General features: G+C 55.7%; 15 protein-coding genes. 10 read left to right on the top strand and 5 right to left on the bottom strand.

Annotated features, from left to right (window positions below):
- Positions 1-13: 13 nt before the first annotated feature.
- The 5 genes from bamC (at position 14) to ypfH (ending at position 5,667) form a co-directional block, all read left to right on the top strand.
- Positions 14-1,048 carry an outer membrane protein assembly factor BamC gene (gene bamC / locus RW65_RS06250; protein WP_039055832.1) on the top strand — a complete coding sequence of 345 codons (1,035 nt, stop codon included), beginning with the start codon at positions 14-16 and terminating at the stop codon, positions 1,046-1,048.
- Between the two features lie 106 nt (positions 1,049-1,154).
- Positions 1,155-1,868 (top strand): phosphoribosylaminoimidazolesuccinocarboxamide synthase, encoded by a 714-nt coding sequence (gene purC, locus RW65_RS06245; protein ID WP_039055831.1) that lies wholly within the window; start codon positions 1,155-1,157, stop codon positions 1,866-1,868.
- A gap of 132 nt (positions 1,869-2,000) precedes the next feature.
- Complete coding sequence (ypfJ, locus tag RW65_RS06240) at positions 2,001-2,867, top strand: KPN_02809 family neutral zinc metallopeptidase (protein ID WP_039055830.1); 867 nt, start codon at positions 2,001-2,003, stop codon at positions 2,865-2,867.
- 8 nt (positions 2,868-2,875) lie between these two features.
- Positions 2,876-4,891, top strand: a complete 2,016-nt coding sequence (locus RW65_RS06235; RefSeq protein WP_039055829.1) for a tRNA(Met) cytidine acetyltransferase TmcA — start codon at positions 2,876-2,878, stop codon at positions 4,889-4,891.
- A 77-nt stretch (positions 4,892-4,968) separates the two neighbouring features.
- Positions 4,969-5,667: an esterase gene (gene ypfH / locus RW65_RS06230; protein ID WP_039055828.1), complete on the top strand. Its 699-nt coding sequence runs from the start codon at positions 4,969-4,971 to the stop codon at positions 5,665-5,667.
- Positions 5,668-5,707: 40 nt separating this feature from the next.
- Here the strand turns inward: ypfH and RW65_RS06225 are convergent, their stop codons facing one another.
- The 4 genes from RW65_RS06225 to RW65_RS06210 form a co-directional block, all read right to left on the bottom strand.
- Positions 5,708-5,908, bottom strand: a complete 201-nt coding sequence (locus tag RW65_RS06225) for a YpfN family protein (protein WP_039055827.1) — start codon at positions 5,906-5,908, stop codon at positions 5,708-5,710.
- Positions 5,909-5,924: 16 nt separating this feature from the next.
- Positions 5,925-7,052 carry a succinyl-diaminopimelate desuccinylase gene (dapE, locus tag RW65_RS06220; RefSeq protein WP_039055826.1) on the bottom strand — a complete coding sequence of 376 codons (1,128 nt, stop codon included), beginning with the start codon at positions 7,050-7,052 and terminating at the stop codon, positions 5,925-5,927.
- A 3-nt stretch (positions 7,053-7,055) separates the two neighbouring features.
- A complete protein-coding gene (locus tag RW65_RS06215) occupies positions 7,056-7,412 on the bottom strand; it encodes an ArsC family reductase (protein ID WP_039055825.1) in 357 nt (118 codons plus the stop codon).
- Positions 7,413-7,503: 91 nt separating this feature from the next.
- Entirely contained in the window at positions 7,504-7,941 is a 438-nt protein-coding gene (locus RW65_RS06210) for a GNAT family N-acetyltransferase (protein ID WP_039055824.1), read from the bottom strand.
- Between the two features lie 184 nt (positions 7,942-8,125).
- On the opposite strand from RW65_RS06210, the gene ypfM reads away from it, so the two are divergent.
- The gene (gene ypfM / locus RW65_RS22580) at positions 8,126-8,185 is read left to right on the top strand and encodes a protein YpfM (RefSeq protein ID WP_156123976.1); all 60 of its coding nucleotides are present in this window, start codon (positions 8,126-8,128) and stop codon (positions 8,183-8,185) included.
- Positions 8,186-8,284: 99 nt separating this feature from the next.
- On the opposite strand, the gene acrD is transcribed toward ypfM, so the two are convergent.
- Positions 8,285-11,398 (bottom strand): multidrug efflux RND transporter permease AcrD, encoded by a 3,114-nt coding sequence (acrD, locus tag RW65_RS06205; protein WP_039055823.1) that lies wholly within the window; start codon positions 11,396-11,398, stop codon positions 8,285-8,287.
- Between the two features lie 500 nt (positions 11,399-11,898).
- On the opposite strand from acrD, the gene aegA reads away from it, so the two are divergent.
- From aegA to RW65_RS06185, 4 genes are all read left to right on the top strand, one after another.
- On the top strand, positions 11,899-13,878 hold the full coding sequence (gene aegA, locus RW65_RS06200) for a formate-dependent uric acid utilization protein AegA (RefSeq protein ID WP_039055822.1): 1,980 nt from the start codon (positions 11,899-11,901) through the stop codon (positions 13,876-13,878).
- Between the two features lie 81 nt (positions 13,879-13,959).
- On the top strand, positions 13,960-14,535 hold the full coding sequence (gene nudK, locus RW65_RS06195; protein WP_039055821.1) for a GDP-mannose pyrophosphatase NudK: 576 nt from the start codon (positions 13,960-13,962) through the stop codon (positions 14,533-14,535).
- 120 nt (positions 14,536-14,655) lie between these two features.
- Complete coding sequence (locus RW65_RS06190) at positions 14,656-15,699, top strand: DUF1176 domain-containing protein (RefSeq protein WP_039055819.1); 1,044 nt, start codon at positions 14,656-14,658, stop codon at positions 15,697-15,699.
- 48 nt (positions 15,700-15,747) lie between these two features.
- Positions 15,748-16,686, top strand: a complete 939-nt coding sequence (locus RW65_RS06185) for a hypothetical protein (RefSeq protein ID WP_039055818.1) — start codon at positions 15,748-15,750, stop codon at positions 16,684-16,686.
- Positions 16,687-16,688: the final 2 nt, after the last annotated feature.

The raw sequence follows: 16,688 nt of genomic DNA, 5'->3' as shown, positions 1-16,688 counted from the left end.
TTAGGGAGATTTGATGGCTTACTCAGTACAGAAGTCGCGCCTGGCGAAGGTTGCGGGTGTTTCACTAGTGATGTTGCTCGCCGCCTGTAGTTCCGATTCACGTTATAAGCGTCAGGTTAGCGGAGACGAATCCTATCTGGATGCGGCGCCGCTTGCTGAACTTCACGCTCCCGCGGGAATGATCCTGCCGGTGCAGAACGGTGATTACACTGTCCCTGTCGGTAACGGCAGCGGTGCCGTAGGCAAAGCGCTGGACATTCGTCCGCCTGCTCAGCCGCTGGCGCTGGTAAGCGGTGCGCGCACCCAGTTTACCGGTGATACCGCAACGCTGATGGTCGAAAACGGCCGCAGCAGTAACCTGTGGCCGCAGGTGGTAAGCATACTGCAGGCGAAAAACTACAGTATCGACAAACGTGACGATGCCGCGCAGTCGCTGACCACCGGTTGGGTTGACTGGAACCGTCTGGATGAAGATCAGCAGTACCGCGGGCGTTATCAAATCTCGGTGAAACCGCAGGGCTATCAGCAGGCGGTTATTGTTAAGCTGGTGAATCTGGAACAGGCGGGCAAACCGGTTGCCGATACCGCATCGCTGCAGCGCTACAGCACCGAAATGTTGAACGCTATCTCCTCCGGTCTGGATAAAACCGCGACCGCTGCGCAAAACGCAGCGGAGAACCACAGCGTTTCAACGCTGAACGTCCAGAGCGCCGCCGATGATACCGGTCTGCCGATGCTCGTCGTGCGTGGGCCGTTTAACGTGGTGTGGCAGCGTCTGCCAACCGTCCTGCAGAAAGTGGGCATGAAAGTGACCGATAGCACCCGCTCCACCGGCAGCATTGCGGTGACCTACAAGCCGCTGTCTGACAGCAGCTGGCAGGAACTGGGCGCGCGCGATCCGGGTCTGGCCTCCGGTGACTATAAACTGCAGGTCGGCGATCTCGATAACCGCAGCAGCCTGCAGTTCATCGATCCGAAAGGTCATACGCTGACACAATCGCAGAACGACGCGTTAGTCGCTGCTTTCCAGGCGGCGTTTAACCAGTAATCCTCAGGGCCGGATATTCCGGCCTTTTTTTATTATGGTGACGCAAACGTGTGCGTCGGCGTAAAATAGTCAAATTAGCCTTGTAATCACACCTGGAGTAATAAAGATGCAAAAGCAAGCTGAGTTGTATCGCGGCAAAGCGAAGACCGTCTACAGTACGGAAAACCCGGATCTGTTGGTGCTCGAATTCCGTAACGATACGTCAGCAGGTGATGGCGCGCGCATTGAACAGTTCGATCGTAAAGGCATGGTGAATAATAAGTTCAACCATTTCATTATGAGCAAGCTGCAGGAAGCGGGCATCCCGACGCAGATGGAAGCGCTGCTGTCTGATACCGAATGTCTGGTGAAAAAACTGGATATGGTGCCGGTCGAGTGCGTGATCCGTAACCGTGCGGCAGGCTCGCTGGTGAAGCGTCTGGGCATTGAAGAGGGCATTGAGCTGAATCCGCCGCTGTTTGATATGTTCCTGAAAAACGATGCGATGCATGACCCGATGGTCAACGAATCTTATTGTGAAACCTTTGGCTGGGTGAACAAAGAGAACCTGGCACGGATGAAAGAGCTGACTTACAAAGCCAACGAAGTGCTGAGCAAATTGTTTGATGACGCCGGGCTTATTCTCGTCGATTTCAAACTGGAGTTTGGTCTGTTTAAAGGCGAAGTGGTGCTCGGCGACGAATTCTCCCCGGACGGCAGCCGCCTGTGGGACAAAGAGACGCTGGATAAGATGGATAAAGACCGCTTCCGCCAGAGCCTGGGCGGCCTGATCGAAGCCTATGAAGCGGTGGCACACCGTCTTGGCGTCAAGCTGGACTAACTTTTTTGCCGCATAATCCCAGGGGATCTTCGCATCCTCTGGATTTCCACCCCCTTTTTCCTGTGCTAATCCTTCCCTCTACGCCTACGATCATATATACACTGAGGCCATTATTGGGATAGTGAGGTAGTTATGCGCTGGCAAGGCCGTCGAGAGAGTGACAATGTTGAAGACCGACGTAATGAGTCGGGCAGGCCGATGATGCGCGGGCCTGGATTCCGTTTGCCCGGAGGCAAAGGCGGAATCATTCTGTTGTGCGTGGTCATTGTGGCAAGTTATTACGGCGTCGATCTGACGGGGTTACTGACCGGACAGCCCGTTAGCTCGCCAACACAGCAACAGCGCGTCGCCAACCCGAATGAAGATGAGGCTGCACACTTTACCCGGGTTATTTTCGCCACCACCGAAGAGACGTGGGGGCAACTGTTTGAAAAAATGGGCCAACATTACACGCAGCCTACGCTGGTGATGTACCGCAATCAAACCCGTACCGCCTGCGGTACCGGGCAGTCGATTATGGGGCCGTTTTATTGCCCGGCGGACAGCAAAATCTATATCGATCTCGCCTTTTATGACGAGATGAAAAACAAACTCGGTGCCGGCGGCGATTTTGCCCAGGGCTATGTGATTGCCCATGAAGTTGGGCATCACGTGCAGAAACTCCTCGGCACCGAAGCGAAAGTACGTAACCTGCAACAAAACGCCAGCAAGCAACAAGTAAACGCGTTGTCAGTACGTCTGGAACTGCAGGCAGACTGCTACGCTGGCGTCTGGGGCCACAGCATGCAGCAGCAGGGCGTGCTGGATCCCGGTGATGTAGAAGAGGCGCTGAACGCCGCGCAGGCGATTGGCGATGACCGCTTACAAAAGCGCAGCCAGGGCGTGGCATTCCCGGATACCTTTACCCATGGCACTTCGACGCAGCGCTATACCTGGTTTAAACGCGGGATGGACAACGGCGACCCGGCGCAGTGCGATACCTTTAGCGGAGCGCTTTAACCTCTCTGATGCAAACGCTAACGGAACTAAGCGTGCGTATGGCGCGGGAAGGCATTCGCCGCTTGCTGGTCATTACCGGCGCGCCCGCATGGTGTGAAGCACAGGCGACAGCCCTGCGCGACGCGCTTCCCGGCGACTGGCTGTGGGTCGGTGAAAAAAGCGACTGGCCGCAGCACTGCAGCCCGCGCGCGTTAACGACGCTGCTGGGGCGGGAATTTCTCCATGCCGTGTTTGATGCCCGCGCAGGGTTTGATGTGGCGGCATTTGCCGCCCTCGGCGGCACGCTAACGGCCGGAAGCTGGCTAGTGTTGCTCACGCCTGATTTTTCCCGCTGGCGAGGGCTGCCGGATGCCGACAGCCTGCGCTGGAGCGATAGCGCCGAGCCCATCGCCAGCCCGGCGTTTGTCGACCATTTTTGCCGCACGCTGCTTAGCGATCCACAAACCCTCATATGGCGCGAAGCGTGCGCTTTAACCCTTCCCGACTTTCCTCCACGTCCTGCGTGGCACGCAGCGACCGGCCAGCCAGCGCACGAGCAGGCGCAGATCCTCGAACAGCTGCGTGATATGCCGCCGGGCGTTGCCGTGGTGACAGCCCCGCGCGGGCGCGGGAAATCGGCGCTGGCGGGGATGCATATTGCCAGCCTGGAGCAACCCACTATCGTTACGGCTCCCGCACGCGCCGCCACCGATGTGCTGGCGCACTACGCCGCAGAGCATTTCAACTTTATCGCCCCGGATGCGCTGTTGCAGCAGATTAAAGAGCAGGGCAGGCAAGCGGGCTGGCTGGTGGTGGATGAAGCCGCCGCTCTTCCTGGTCCGCTGCTGCATGAAATGGTTAGTGCTTTTCCTCGCGTACTGTTACTCACCACCGTGCAGGGATATGAAGGCACCGGGCAGGGGTTTTTGCTTAAATTTTGCGCCGGGTTTCCTGGGTTACGCCATTTCACCCTTGATACGCCGCTGCGCTGGGCAGCGGGCTGTCCGCTGGAGCAGGCCCTTAACGCACTGTTACTGCTGGATTCGACACCGATAAACTCGCCCCCCGGCGGAGAAGTCGTTATCCAGCCTTTGCCTGCTGATGCCTGGCAACAAGCCCCTGCGCAGCCGACGGCTATTTATCGCCTGCTGGCGAGCGCCCACTATCGAACCTCGCCCCTCGATCTGCGCCGCATGATGGATGCCCCCGGGCAACATTTCTGGCAGGCAATGCGGGCTGGCACGCTGGTGGCGGCATTGTGGCTGGTGGACGAGGGTGGCTTAAGCGCCGGATTGAGCCAGGCGGTGTGGGCGGGCTTTCGTCGTCCGCGCGGTAACCTGGTCGCTCAATCTCTCGCCGCGCACGGCGGAAGCCCACTTGCGGCAACGCTTCGCGGGCGGCGCGTCAGCCGCATTGCGGTACACCCTTTTTGCCAGCGCGCCGGTATCGGCAGCGCCTTACTTATCCATGCGCGGGCGCAGCTTACTGAATGTGATTATCTCTCGGTAAGCTTTGGCTACACGCCGCAACTCTGGCGCTTCTGGCAGCGCTGCGGCTTTTCGCTGGTGCGCCTGGGCAGCCACCGGGAAGCCAGCAGCGGCTGTTTTACCGCGATGGCGATAATTCCCCTTACGCCGGCGGGCGAGGCGCTGTTAGCGCGCGAACAGGCACGGCTGGGGCGCGATCTGCCCTATCTTCGTCACTGGCGTGAGGAAAAGCTGGCGCTGCCGGTGATGGGGACGACTACGCTTAATGAAGAGGACTGGCTGGAGCTGGCCGGTTTTGCTTTTGCGCACCGGCCCCTTTCAGCGGCGTTCGGCGCATTATGCCGTTTGCTGGCCCATAGTGATTTGCCGCTGCCCGCGCTGCGCGGTCAGCTGCATGAGGGCGTAAGCGAACAGGCATTGTGTGAGCGTTTATCCCTCAGCGGGCGTAAAGCGCTGCTGGCGCATCAGCGGCAGGAGTGTGCGCAGGCGCTACAAACGCTGGATGAGTCGCGTGGGGCAAACCTAAAAGACAGGGTGCAGAAACTGCAATTTTTTTAACTATCTCATTCAGTTAAATGGCATGGTCATTATTGCTCCCCGGCGTAAACTGCACTCATCAAATGAAGGAGACAACCATGAAACATGACCATTTTGTTGTGCAAAGCCCGCAAATGCCGGCCAAACAACTGCTGCTGTTGTTTCATGGCGTTGGCGATAACGCGGTAAATATGGGCCAGATTGGCCGCTGGTTTGCACCGCAGTTTCCTGATGCGCTGATTGTCAGCGTCGGAGGAATAGAAGCCAGTTCAGCCGCACAGGGCCGTCAGTGGTTTTCCGTGGCCGGTGTGACGGAAGAGAATCGCCAGCAGCGCATTGATGCGGTGATGCCGCAGTTTGTCGATATTGTGCGTTACTGGCAGCAGCAAAGCGGCGTCAACGGGCTGGCGACGGCGCTGATTGGTTTCTCGCAGGGCGCTATTATGGCGCTGGAAGGGTTAAAAGCGCAGCCGGATCTGGCCTCGCGGGTGATTGCCTTCAACGGCCGTTACGCCACGCTGCCGCTGTCGGTTTCAAGCGGGCAGACCATTCACCTGATTCATGGCGGCGACGACCCGGTTATCGATCTGGCCTGGGCGGTGCAGGCGCAGGAAGCGATACAGCTGCTGGGCGGCGATATTACGCTGGATATTGTCGATGATTTGGGGCATGCCATTGATGACCGGAGCATGAGCCTTGCGCTCAATCATCTGCGCTATACCGTACCGAAGCACTATTTTGACGAAGCGTTAAGCGGCGGGAAGCCCAATGATGATGATATTGTTGAGTTTCTTTAAATGAAAAAATTCACCCCCGCAAGGGGGTGGATCGTGAAGCTTACTTTTTCGGCCCATCCTGCTTTGGCCAATTGTCATCGTCATCCCACTTATCGTTGAAATCACGATGCGGCGGCAGATCGGGTTTGTTGGCGAGGAACTTTTTATGATCGACCCGGCTCAGATCTTTGATCACATTAATCAGTACACCCACTAAAAACACCAGTACCAGAATCCACCAATATTTTGCCAGCCAATCCATGTCATCCTCCAGGCCATCAGGCGATGAGTTGTTCCATAATGCGTTGATACATCCGGGCCAGCAGCTGTAAGTCTGCTGCGTTTACACATTCATTAATTTTATGAATGGTAGCGTTCACCGGCCCGAGTTCAACCACTTGTGCGCCCATACGCGCGATAAAACGGCCATCAGAAGTACCGCCCGTCGTTAACAACTGCGGTTTGATCTCATTATAGTGCTCAATCGCATTGACCACCGCATCCACCAGCTTGCCGCGCCCGGTGAGGAACGGCTGGCCGGAAACCCACCACTCCACGCTGTAGCGCAGCTGATGCTTCTCCAGCAGCGTCTCCACCTGCGCTTTGATCATCTCGTCCGTCAGTTCGGTGCTAAAGCGAAAGTTAAACTGTACAAACAGATCGCCGGGGATGACGTTGTTGCTGCCGGTACCGGCTTTGATATTGGCAATCTGCATGCTGGTCGGCGGGAAATAGTCATTGCCATGATCCCACTGAATCGCCACCAGTTCATTAAGCATAGGGGCGGCACGGTGCACCGGGTTATCCGCCAGATGTGGATAAGCGACGTGGCCCTGAACGCCATGAATGGTCAGGTTGCAGGTCATCGAACCGCGACGGCCGTTTTTTACGACGTCACCAACCACTGCGGTACTCGACGGTTCACCGACCAGACAGTAATCCAGGCGTTCGTGACGGGCCATCAGGGCTTCAACGACTTTGACGGTGCCGTTGGTGGCGCTGGCTTCCTCATCAGAGGTAATCAAAAACGCCAGACGACCTTTATGCTGCGGATGCTGGGCGACAAAGCGCTCGGCGGCGACCACCATTGCCGCCAGCGACCCTTTCATATCCGCCGCGCCGCGGCCAAACAGCATGCCGTCGCGAATGGTCGGTTCAAAAGGCGGATTGATCCAGCGATCTGCATCCCCCGCTGGCACCACATCCGTATGGCCGGCAAAGGCCAGGGTTTCGCCCTCACCGCGCCATGCCCAGAAGTTTTGCGTGTCACCAAAATCCATCGGTTCAACGGTAAAGCCGATAGCGCGCAGACGCTCAATCAACAGCGCCTGACAACCTGCATCATTGGGGCTCTGAGAAGGACGACGAATAAGCTGCTGTGTCAGCTCAATAACCGGGCACGACATAAACTACACCTCGTTGATAAACTTCTCATAACTGGATTCATCGAAACCCAGCAGCATAGGCTTACCCGGCGCGCAGAGCAATGGGCGTTTGATGATTGCTGGCATTTCAACCATCAGCGCGACGGCGGCGTCATCGTTAGTAATGCTGGCGCGACGGGCTTCATCCAGTTTGCGCCAGGTCGTTCCCCGGGTGTTTAACAGCGCTTCGCGCCCAAGCGCATTAACAAATGTACGCAGTAAATCTGCATGAATACCGTCGACGCGGTAATCATGGAAGCGGTACTCCACCTGCTGCGCCTCCAGCCAGCGGCGCGCTTTTTTGATAGTGTCGCAGTTTTTGATACCGTACATGACGATCATGGTGAATCCTTTTGTCTCATTTTAGATTATTTGTACAAGAAATTAGAATAACGGATTTTAATAAGTCATTCGTTTGCCTGTTAACTAATTTTTAACGGATATAACCCTGTTGTTCAAGTTTGAATAAACTCTCAGATGTTGCGCATACCATTCCGGTGGTTAAAAAACGGAAACCACATTGTTGATAAAAACCTGTCTTTTCCGGCACCGAATAAATAAATATTTTACCGCACGGTAATAATGTTTTGACAATGTCAGACATCAGCTGTTTTCCATAACTGCGTCCCTGCATCGCGGGCGCGATAACAATATCGGCGACGTAGCTTGCCCAGGTCAGATCGCTGATAGCGCGCGCGGTAGCGACCAGTTCACCATCGTGATAACCAAACCAGCAAAAGGTACTGTTGCGCCACGCCTGCTCGACCTGCTGCGGCTCGCGCTGGTTAAGCCCGCCTGCGGCAAGTAGCGCCGTTAACGCCTGCCAGTTCACCGCTTCAATGGCAGATTTATCAAACAATGTGATCGTCATTTCATTTAGCCCTAAAGTTTTAATGGAATATTGCCGTTATTCACAGTTAATGGCGCAGCATCGGTTCATAGTTATCGCAAGAATTAAAAATACCCCGTTAACAACGATGAGAGCAATTGATTAAAATTTCTTTAAAGTCGTCTAAACGTTGAGTAGAATTGCGAGAATAATAAGAGAGGTTGTTATGATTGAACACGAAGTGGGGAACTGGAAAGACTTTATCGAAGGCATGCTTCGTAAATAATTTCCTGACGAATGATTAAGCAGTGATGGCTTATAAATTGTATTTTTAATCTACACATGAAAAAGGCGACTTGACGGTCGCCTTTTTGTTACGCCCGCATTATTGCCCTCGCTCCTTTAACGGGAAGCGGCGACGCACCAGCACAAAGAACAGCGGCACAAAGAAAATGGCCAGCACGGTAGCGGCAATCATGCCGCCGATAACCCCGGTGCCCACCGCATGCTGGCTGCCGGAGCCTGCGCCGGTGCTGGTGGCCATCGGCAGCACGCCAAATACAAACGCCAGCGAGGTCATCAGGATTGGCCGTAACCGCTGGCGACAGGCATGCAGGGTGGAAGCCAGCAGATCTTCGCCTTTCGCATTCATATCATTAGCAAACTCAACGATAAGAATGGCGTTCTTCGCCGACAGGCCGATTACCGTCAGCAGCCCGACCTGGAAATAGACGTCGTTTTCCAGCCCGCGCATCCACGTTGCCAGCAGTGCGCCAATCACCCCAAGAGGCACCACCAGCATCACCGAGAACGGCACCGACCAGCTTTCATACAGCGCCGCCAGGCATAAGAACACCACCAGCAGAGAAACCGCGTACAGGGCCGGAGCCTGCGCGCCGGAGAGGCGTTCCTGGTAAGACATCGCCGTCCACTCCAGGCCGAAGCCGCCGGGCAACTGCCTCACCAGTTTCTCCATCGCATCCATCGCGGTACCGGTGCTGACGCCGGGAGCAGATTCTCCGACAATCTCTAACGCCGCATAACCGTTGTAGCGTTCGAGGCGCGGCGAGCCGGTTTCCCAGCGCGAGGTGGCAAAAGCCGAGAAGGGCACCATTCTGCCTCTGCTGTTGCGCACGTACCAGAGGTTGATATCGTCCGGCAGCATGCGGTATTTCGCCGCCGCCTGCACATACACCTTTTTGACGCGCCCGCGATCCATAAAGTCATTGACGTAGCTGGAGCCCCAGGCGGTTTTCAGCGTGTCGTTAATATCATCGATCGACACACCTAATGCTTGTGCTTTGCGCTGATCAATATCGATTTGCAGCTGCGCGCTGTCATCAAGGCCATTGTGGCGAACGCGGGTCATGGCGGGATCTTTCGCTGCCAGTTCAAGCAGACGATCGCGCGCGGCCATCAGCGCGTCATGGCCTGCGCCGCCATGATCCTGCAGTTCCATATCGAAACCGGCCGAGCTGCCCAGGCCGCTAATGGCGGGCGGGCTACTGGCGAACACGCGGGCTTCATTAATATGGCGAAACGCTTTCGTCGCACGCTCGATAATAGCAAACGCGCTGCCGCTCTCCGTGTCGCGGTCTTTCCAGTCTTTGAGGCGCACAAACAGACGCGCCACGTTCTGCCCATTGCCGCCAGGGCCGGAGCCGACGGTGGCGAAGACCGATTCGACATTGGCTTTTTCATGGGTAAAGAAATAGTCTTCCACTTTTTGCACCACTTTCAGCGTCTGCTGCTGCGTAGCGCCGCTCGGCAGCTGAACGGAGGTGGCGAACATGCCGCGATCTTCAAGGGGCAGAAACGAAGTGGGCAGCTGCATAAACAGGATAACCATGCCGCCAAGCAGCAGGACATACAGCACAATCCAGCGCAGGCTGCGGTTTAAAAGCTTGCCGACGGCGGTTTTATAGCGTTCGGCATTACGGTCGAAAATGCGATTGAACGCGCCAAAAAAGCCTTTCTGCCCGTGCAGCTCGCCTTTATGCAGCGGCTTGAGTAGCGTGGCGCACAAGGCCGGCGTGAGGATCATCGCCACCAGCACCGACAGCACCATCGCTGACACAATGGTAATCGAGAACTGGCGATAAATCGCACCGGTGGTCCCGCCAAAGAAGGCCATCGGGACAAACACCGCCGACAGCACCATCGCAATGCCCACCAGCGCGCCCTGAATCTGCCCCATCGATTTGCGTGTCGCTTCCCGCGGCGACAGCCCTTCGGTGGTCATAATACGTTCAACGTTTTCCACCACCACAATCGCATCATCCACCAGCAAACCGATCGCCAGCACCATCGCGAACATCGTCAGGGTATTTATGCTGTAGCCAAAGGCGTATAGCACGGCAAAGGTGCCGAGCAGTACCACGGGGACGGCAATGGTCGGGATAAGCGTGGCGCGGAAGTTTTGCAAGAACAGATACATCACCAAAAACACCAGCGCGATGGCCTCAAGCAGGGTTTTCACCACATCGATAATTGACGCTTTTACAAACGAGGTGGTTTCGTAGGCGACTTTATATTCCAGCCCGTGGGGAAAATAGTGCGATAGTTCGTTTAAGCGATTAATGACCAGCTCCGACGTTGCCATCTCATTGGCGCCGGAAGCCAGTTTTACCCCCAGCCCCGAGGCGGGTTTACCGTTGAAGCGGCTTAAATAGTCATATTTCTCAGCGCCCAGTTCGATGGTCGCCACATCGCCCAGCCGCACTTCTGAGCCATCCTGGTTAACCCGCAGCGTGATAGCGCGAAACTGCTCCGGGGTTTGCAATAACGATTGCGCATTAATGGTAGCGTTCAGCGCCTGGCGATCGACAGAAGGGGTGCCGCCAAGCTGCCCGACGGCGATTTGCGCATTTTGTGCCGAAATAGCGCGGGTGACATCCGATGTGGTGAGCTGATAGCTATTAAGCTTTGCCGGGTCGAGCCAGATACGCATCGAATATTGCGAGCCGTAAGCATCAACATCGCCGACGCCGTTTACCCGACTTATGGGATCCTGAATATTACTCGCCACATAGTCGGCGATATCCTGCTTATCCATCGAACCGTCGGTGGAGACAAAGGCGAGGGTCAAAATATTGGTGTCACCGGTTTTGCGCACCGTTACACCTTGCGTCTGCACGGCCTGCGGCAGCTTACGCATCGCCGATTGCAGCTGGTTTTGTACCTGCTGTACGGCTTCATCAGGATCGGTCCCGGCTTTAAAGTTAAGGGAGACGCTGGCCTGCCCGGTGGCGCTGCTTTGCGAGGACATATACATCAAATTATCGAGCCCGGTCATATTCTGCTCGATAATTTGCGTGACGGTATTTTCCAGTGTTTGTGCCGATGCGCCGGGGTAATTCGCACTAATACGCACGTTTGGTGGCGCTAAATTGGGATATTGCTCGACGGGTAAAGAGATAATGGCAAGTGTCCCCGTAAGACAGATCAGAATCGCCAAAACCCATGCAAAAATGGGGCGATCGATAAAAAAATTCGCCATCAGAAATCAAACCTCATATTGCTATGCATCGTTATAGTTACATTACCCGCATCAATGTAACGGTAACAGACAAAGCAATCGTGGAGAAAAAAAGGAGATAATGTAAATTATCATGCCTGAGTAAGGCATAAAGATGCCTCTCGCCGATTAAGACAAACTTCCACATCGTAGAACGTTTTTTACTTTAATTTTTTTACGCTTACTGACCTTTAGCCCATGGCAGATCTCATACGCGAAACATCACCTGCGAACCGCTCGATACCGCGCTAAGCAGTACGCTACTCTTTTCCGACTTTAATGTCGCCTGCCAAAAAACGCTATTGGCACCGGCGTCGAATGAAATAAATTTTCAAAAATCCTGAAATAAATTGATCTGCTACAAGCTGGTGACAAATAGATAACCTTCCTGGGCATTTGAACATTGCCTGCGTGATGCTGCCCCGGTAAATACAAGGGTCAAAGAAAAAATAGGGTTAATGAGTCCAGCAAAGAAGGGTGCCATGAATCGTTTTATTATGGCGAATAGCCAGCAATGTATTGGGTGCCGTGCCTGCGAAGTGGCATGTGTGATGGCGCATAATCATGAGCAACATGTGCTGAGCGCCGATCATTTTCATCCGCGCATCACCGTGATAAAGCAAAAACAGCATCGCAGCGCGGTGACCTGCCATCACTGTGAAGCCGCGCCCTGTGCCCGCAGTTGCCCGAACGGCGCGATTGCGCGTGAAAATAACGCAATCCAGGTTAACCAGCAGAAATGCATTGGCTGTAAATCCTGCGTCGTGGCCTGCCCCTTCGGCACCATGCAGGTGCTGGTGACACCCACGGGCGACGGCCAGGTGAAAGCCAGCGCCCACAAATGCGATCTCTGCCAGGGCCGGGCGGAAGGCCCGGCGTGCGTGCAAAACTGTCCGGCCGATGCGTTAAAACTGGTGAGCAATGACGCGCTGGAGGCGCTGACCAAATCACGTCGTCTGCACACCGCCAGCCAGCAGGCGCAGCCATGGCACAGTATTGCGACCCTCGCGCCCGCGTTTAACGATGGCAAAGTGCGGCAAATGCGTAAAACGCCGCCGCGCGGTGAGCCGGACAAACTGCCGCTGGCGGCACGCAAAACCGGTTTCGATGAAATCTACCTGCCTTTTCGCAGTGAACAGGCCGATCGGCAGGCCGGGCGCTGCCTGAGCTGCGGCGACCACTCAATTTGTGAATGGAGCTGTCCGCTGCATAATCATATCCCGCAGTGGATTGCGCGGGTGAAAGAGGGCGATATCGCGGCGGCGGTCGAGCTTTCCCATCAAACCAACTGCTTGCCGGAAATCACCGGCCGCGTCTGTCCGCAGGACCGGCTGTGCGAAGGTGCCTGTACGGTGCGCGATGAATATGGCGCGGTAACCATTGGTAATATTGAGCGCTATATCTCCGATCGGGCTCTGGCGCAGGGCTGGCGACCGGATCTACAGCATGTGGCTATGACGGATAAACGTGTGGCGATTATCGGTGCCGGTCCGGCGGGGCTGGCCTGCGCAGATGTATTGGCTCGCCACGGCGTTAGCGCCACGGTATTCGATCGTCACCCGGAAATTGGCGGCTTACTCACCTTCGGTATTCCCTCGTTTAAACTCGATAAGTCGCTGTTGGCGCGCCGGCGTGAAATTTTCAGCGCCATGGGCATCCGCTTTGCGCTTAACTGCGAGATTGGCAAAGATATCGCCCTTGATACGCTGCTTGAGGATTACGACGCGGTATTCGTCGGCGTCGGCACGTATCGCTCGATGAAAGCCGGTTTGCCGAACGAAGACGCGCCGGGCGTTTTTGACGCATTGCCGTTCTTGATTGGCAATACCCGGCAATTAATGGGGCTGCCGGAAAGTGCCGATGAGCCGTTTATCAACACTGCCGGGCTTAATGTTGTGGTGCTGGGCGGCGGCGACACGGCGATGGACTGCGTGCGTACCGCCCTGCGCCACGGCGCACAAAAAGTGACCTGTGCTTACCGCCGTGATGAAGCCAATATGCCCGGCTCGAAAAAAGAGGTTAATAACGCCCGCGAGGAAGGCGCTGCGTTTGAATTTAACGTGCAGCCGGTGCAACTGGAGCTGGATAGCAGCGGTAAGGTTTGCGGCATTCGCCTGCTGCGCACCCGGCTCGGTGAACCGGACGCTAAAGGTCGTCGTCAGCCGGTGCCCATTGAGGGCAGCGAGTTTGTGATGCCTGCCGATGCGGTGATTATGGCCTTTGGCTTTAATCCACACGCTATGCCCTGGCTGGAGCGCCACGGCGTACGCGTCGATGACTGGGGGCGCATTGCCGCCAGCGTCGACAGCCGTTATCGCTACCAAACCACCCATCCGAAAATTTTTGCCGGCGGCGATGCGGTACGCGGCGCGGATCTGGTGGTGACCGCGATGGCGGAAGGCCGCCATGCCGCGCAGGGTATGATGGACTGGCTGGGGGTAAGCGCGCCGGGTCAACATTAACCCTTTTATGCTAAACAGGCTTCACGGCACGACGCTTCGCAGCGTAGTATTACGCCATGTTGTTAGCGCCCTGGAGCCTGTATGTCGCTAAAAATTAACGTTATCAAAGATAAAATCCTTTCTGAAAATTACTTTGTCCTGCGCAATATTACCTACGATTTGACCCGTCAAAACGGTGAAGTGGTGCGCCATAAGCGCGAAGTGTATGACCGTGGCAACGGCGCGACTATCCTGTTATACAACCGTGAAAAACAGAGCGTGGTGCTGATTCGCCAGTTCCGTATCGCCAGTTGGGTTAACGGTAACGAAGATGGTCGCCTGATTGAAACCTGCGCCGGGCTGCTCGATGACGACGAGCCGGAAGTGTGCATCCGCAAGGAAGCGATAGAAGAAACGGGATATCAAGTAGGCGAGGTCCGTAAGGTCTTTGAGCTGTATATGTCGCCGGGCGGGGTCACGGAAATTGTCCACTTCTTTATTGCGGAATATCACGACGGGCAGCGCGCGAATAATGGCGGCGGCGTGGAAGATGAAGATATCGAAGTGCTGGAGCTGCCTTTTAAACAGGCCTTAGAGATGGTCAAAAGAGGCGAGATCCGCGATGGCAAAGCGGTGATTTTACTGCAATATTTGCACACATCTGGCTTAATGGACTGAAATGTATAGCGTTAATCCCTGAATTTGCCATCACGCTATGCGACAAATCTGATTGAGTAACCCTGGCGGGAAATAGAACATACACCCGTTATGCATCTTTTCTCCCGGGGTTGTGCCTTCATGCGTTACCGCAGCGTTCTGACTTTGCTCTTCGGCCTACTCGCCGCGCCATGGCTCAACGCTGCGCCCGCGCAACGCTCCTTTTCCGACTGGCAGGTTACCTGCAACAACCAAAACTTCTGCGTGGCGCGCAATACCGGTGCCCATCACGGTCTGGTCATGACCCTGGAGCGCAGCGCCGGTGCGCGTACCGATGCGCGGCTACGCATTGATTACGGCGGTATTGCGGCCCCGGTGACCAAAGAGCCGCCTATCGTCGGGCGCTTACACCTTGATGGTCAGCCATTAACGTTTGCCAGCGAGCGCTGGCAAATTACGCCGTGGCATTTGATGACGGATAACAGCGAAGCCATCACCGCGTTTTTGCAAAAAGTACAGGAAGGGCAGGCGTTAGCATTGCAGGGCAGCCAGAGTGCCATTTCGCTGGTGGGACTGAAAGCGGCGCTGCTGTTTATTGATGCCCTGCAAAAACGGGTCGGCAGTGAAACCGCGTGGATCAAAAAGGGCGATAGCCCGCCGCTGAGCGTTCCTCCCGCACCAGCGTTAAAAAAGGTGGCGCGCGCCCATGCGCTGCCCGCGCCGCTGACACAACAAGAGCTGAACGATCTGCTGGATTACGGTACCTTGCGCATGAACAGCAGCCAGTGTTCGCTGGATCCGTTGCGCCGTCAGGTGCGGGTTAGCGCGCTCTCCGATGATAAAGCGCTGTTGCTGATCGATTGCGAAGCGGGGGCCTATAACATGGTCGAACGCGCCTGGCTGGTCTCGCGGGACAAACCCTTTTCCGCCCGTCTGGTGCGCCTGCAGCTGCCTTTCACGCCGGGGAACGGTGATGATGACATGGAGCTAATGAACAGCGCCTTTGATGAGAAAACCCGCGAACTCACTACCTTATCCAAAGGGCGCAGCCAGGCGGATTGCGGCGTCTCCAGCCGGTGGCGTTTTGATGGTCAACGTTTTCGTCTGGTACGCTACGCCCAGGAACCTACCTGCGATAACTGGCACGGTCCCGATGCCTGGCCGACGCTGTGGGTGACGCGCTAGCCCTTCGCTAACTATAATCCCCCCGACAATTTTACCGGGACGGGAATAATGAAACGTTTTAACCTACTTTGGCTTAGCGCCTGCTTGCTCTTTTTTATGCCAGCGCTGGCGCAGGCTGAGTTGAGTACCAGCGATAAGCAGGCGATTACTCAACTGGTTGAAGGCTGGAATCAGCATCTTAATGGCGGCACTTCACCCGCCGGGCAGGATCTTTACGCTCCGCAGGTCGAATGGTTTGGTCAGCACCTTGAGCGCGACGATGTTCTGCGCCGCCAGCAAGCCTTCACGTCTCACTCCCCGGACTATACGCAGCGCATTATCAGCACGCTGGATATGGTTGAAGATGAGACGGGCCATATTCAGGTTGAATTCGTCAAACAAGCCGGACTGGAGGCCAAACAACTCAAAAATTACCCGGCGCAGCTTACGCTGTCTAAACAGCCAGCGGGTTGGCGGATAAGTGGCGAAACGGATCTGCTTACCCGGCTCAATCAAAAAGAGACCTCGGTTCAGGGCTTGTTGGCCAAAGGCAAGTTTGACGGCAGTAACAAAGATGTGGTCTGGGTCAACGCTCGCGATCCTAAAACCGGCGGCAGCTGCGATGAGGAAGGGGATTGCGATTGCAAACTCTGGAGCAGCAACCCGGAGGTACAACCGGCGGTAGTGCCGCAATGTATTGGCGGTGCGGTAGAAACGCTGTCGCAGCTGGATGATAGCGGGCGAGACAGGGTGGTGGTTTTCCCGCAGTGGTGGACCAGCGCGTGGCGCGTGGTTTATGTTTTTGATATTCAGAAGGGACAATGGACCAAAGCGCTGCCGTCGTTTCCAATGAACATTAATATCCAGGAAGAAGATGACGCCGCGACGCTGGTAAAACGCGATACGCAACACAGTGGCAATGTGCTGGTGAAAAAAGCGCTGTGGGATGAAAAGCAAGAGGATATCGTTACGCCGCAGAAGAGCGAACCCCTGCTGGTGGCGAAATAATA

This window comes from Enterobacter sp. Bisph1 (genome assembly GCF_000814905.1).
Taxonomy (GTDB): Bacteria; Pseudomonadota; Gammaproteobacteria; order Enterobacterales; family Enterobacteriaceae; genus Kosakonia.
This window is presented reverse-complemented; position numbering and strand designations above follow the sequence as displayed.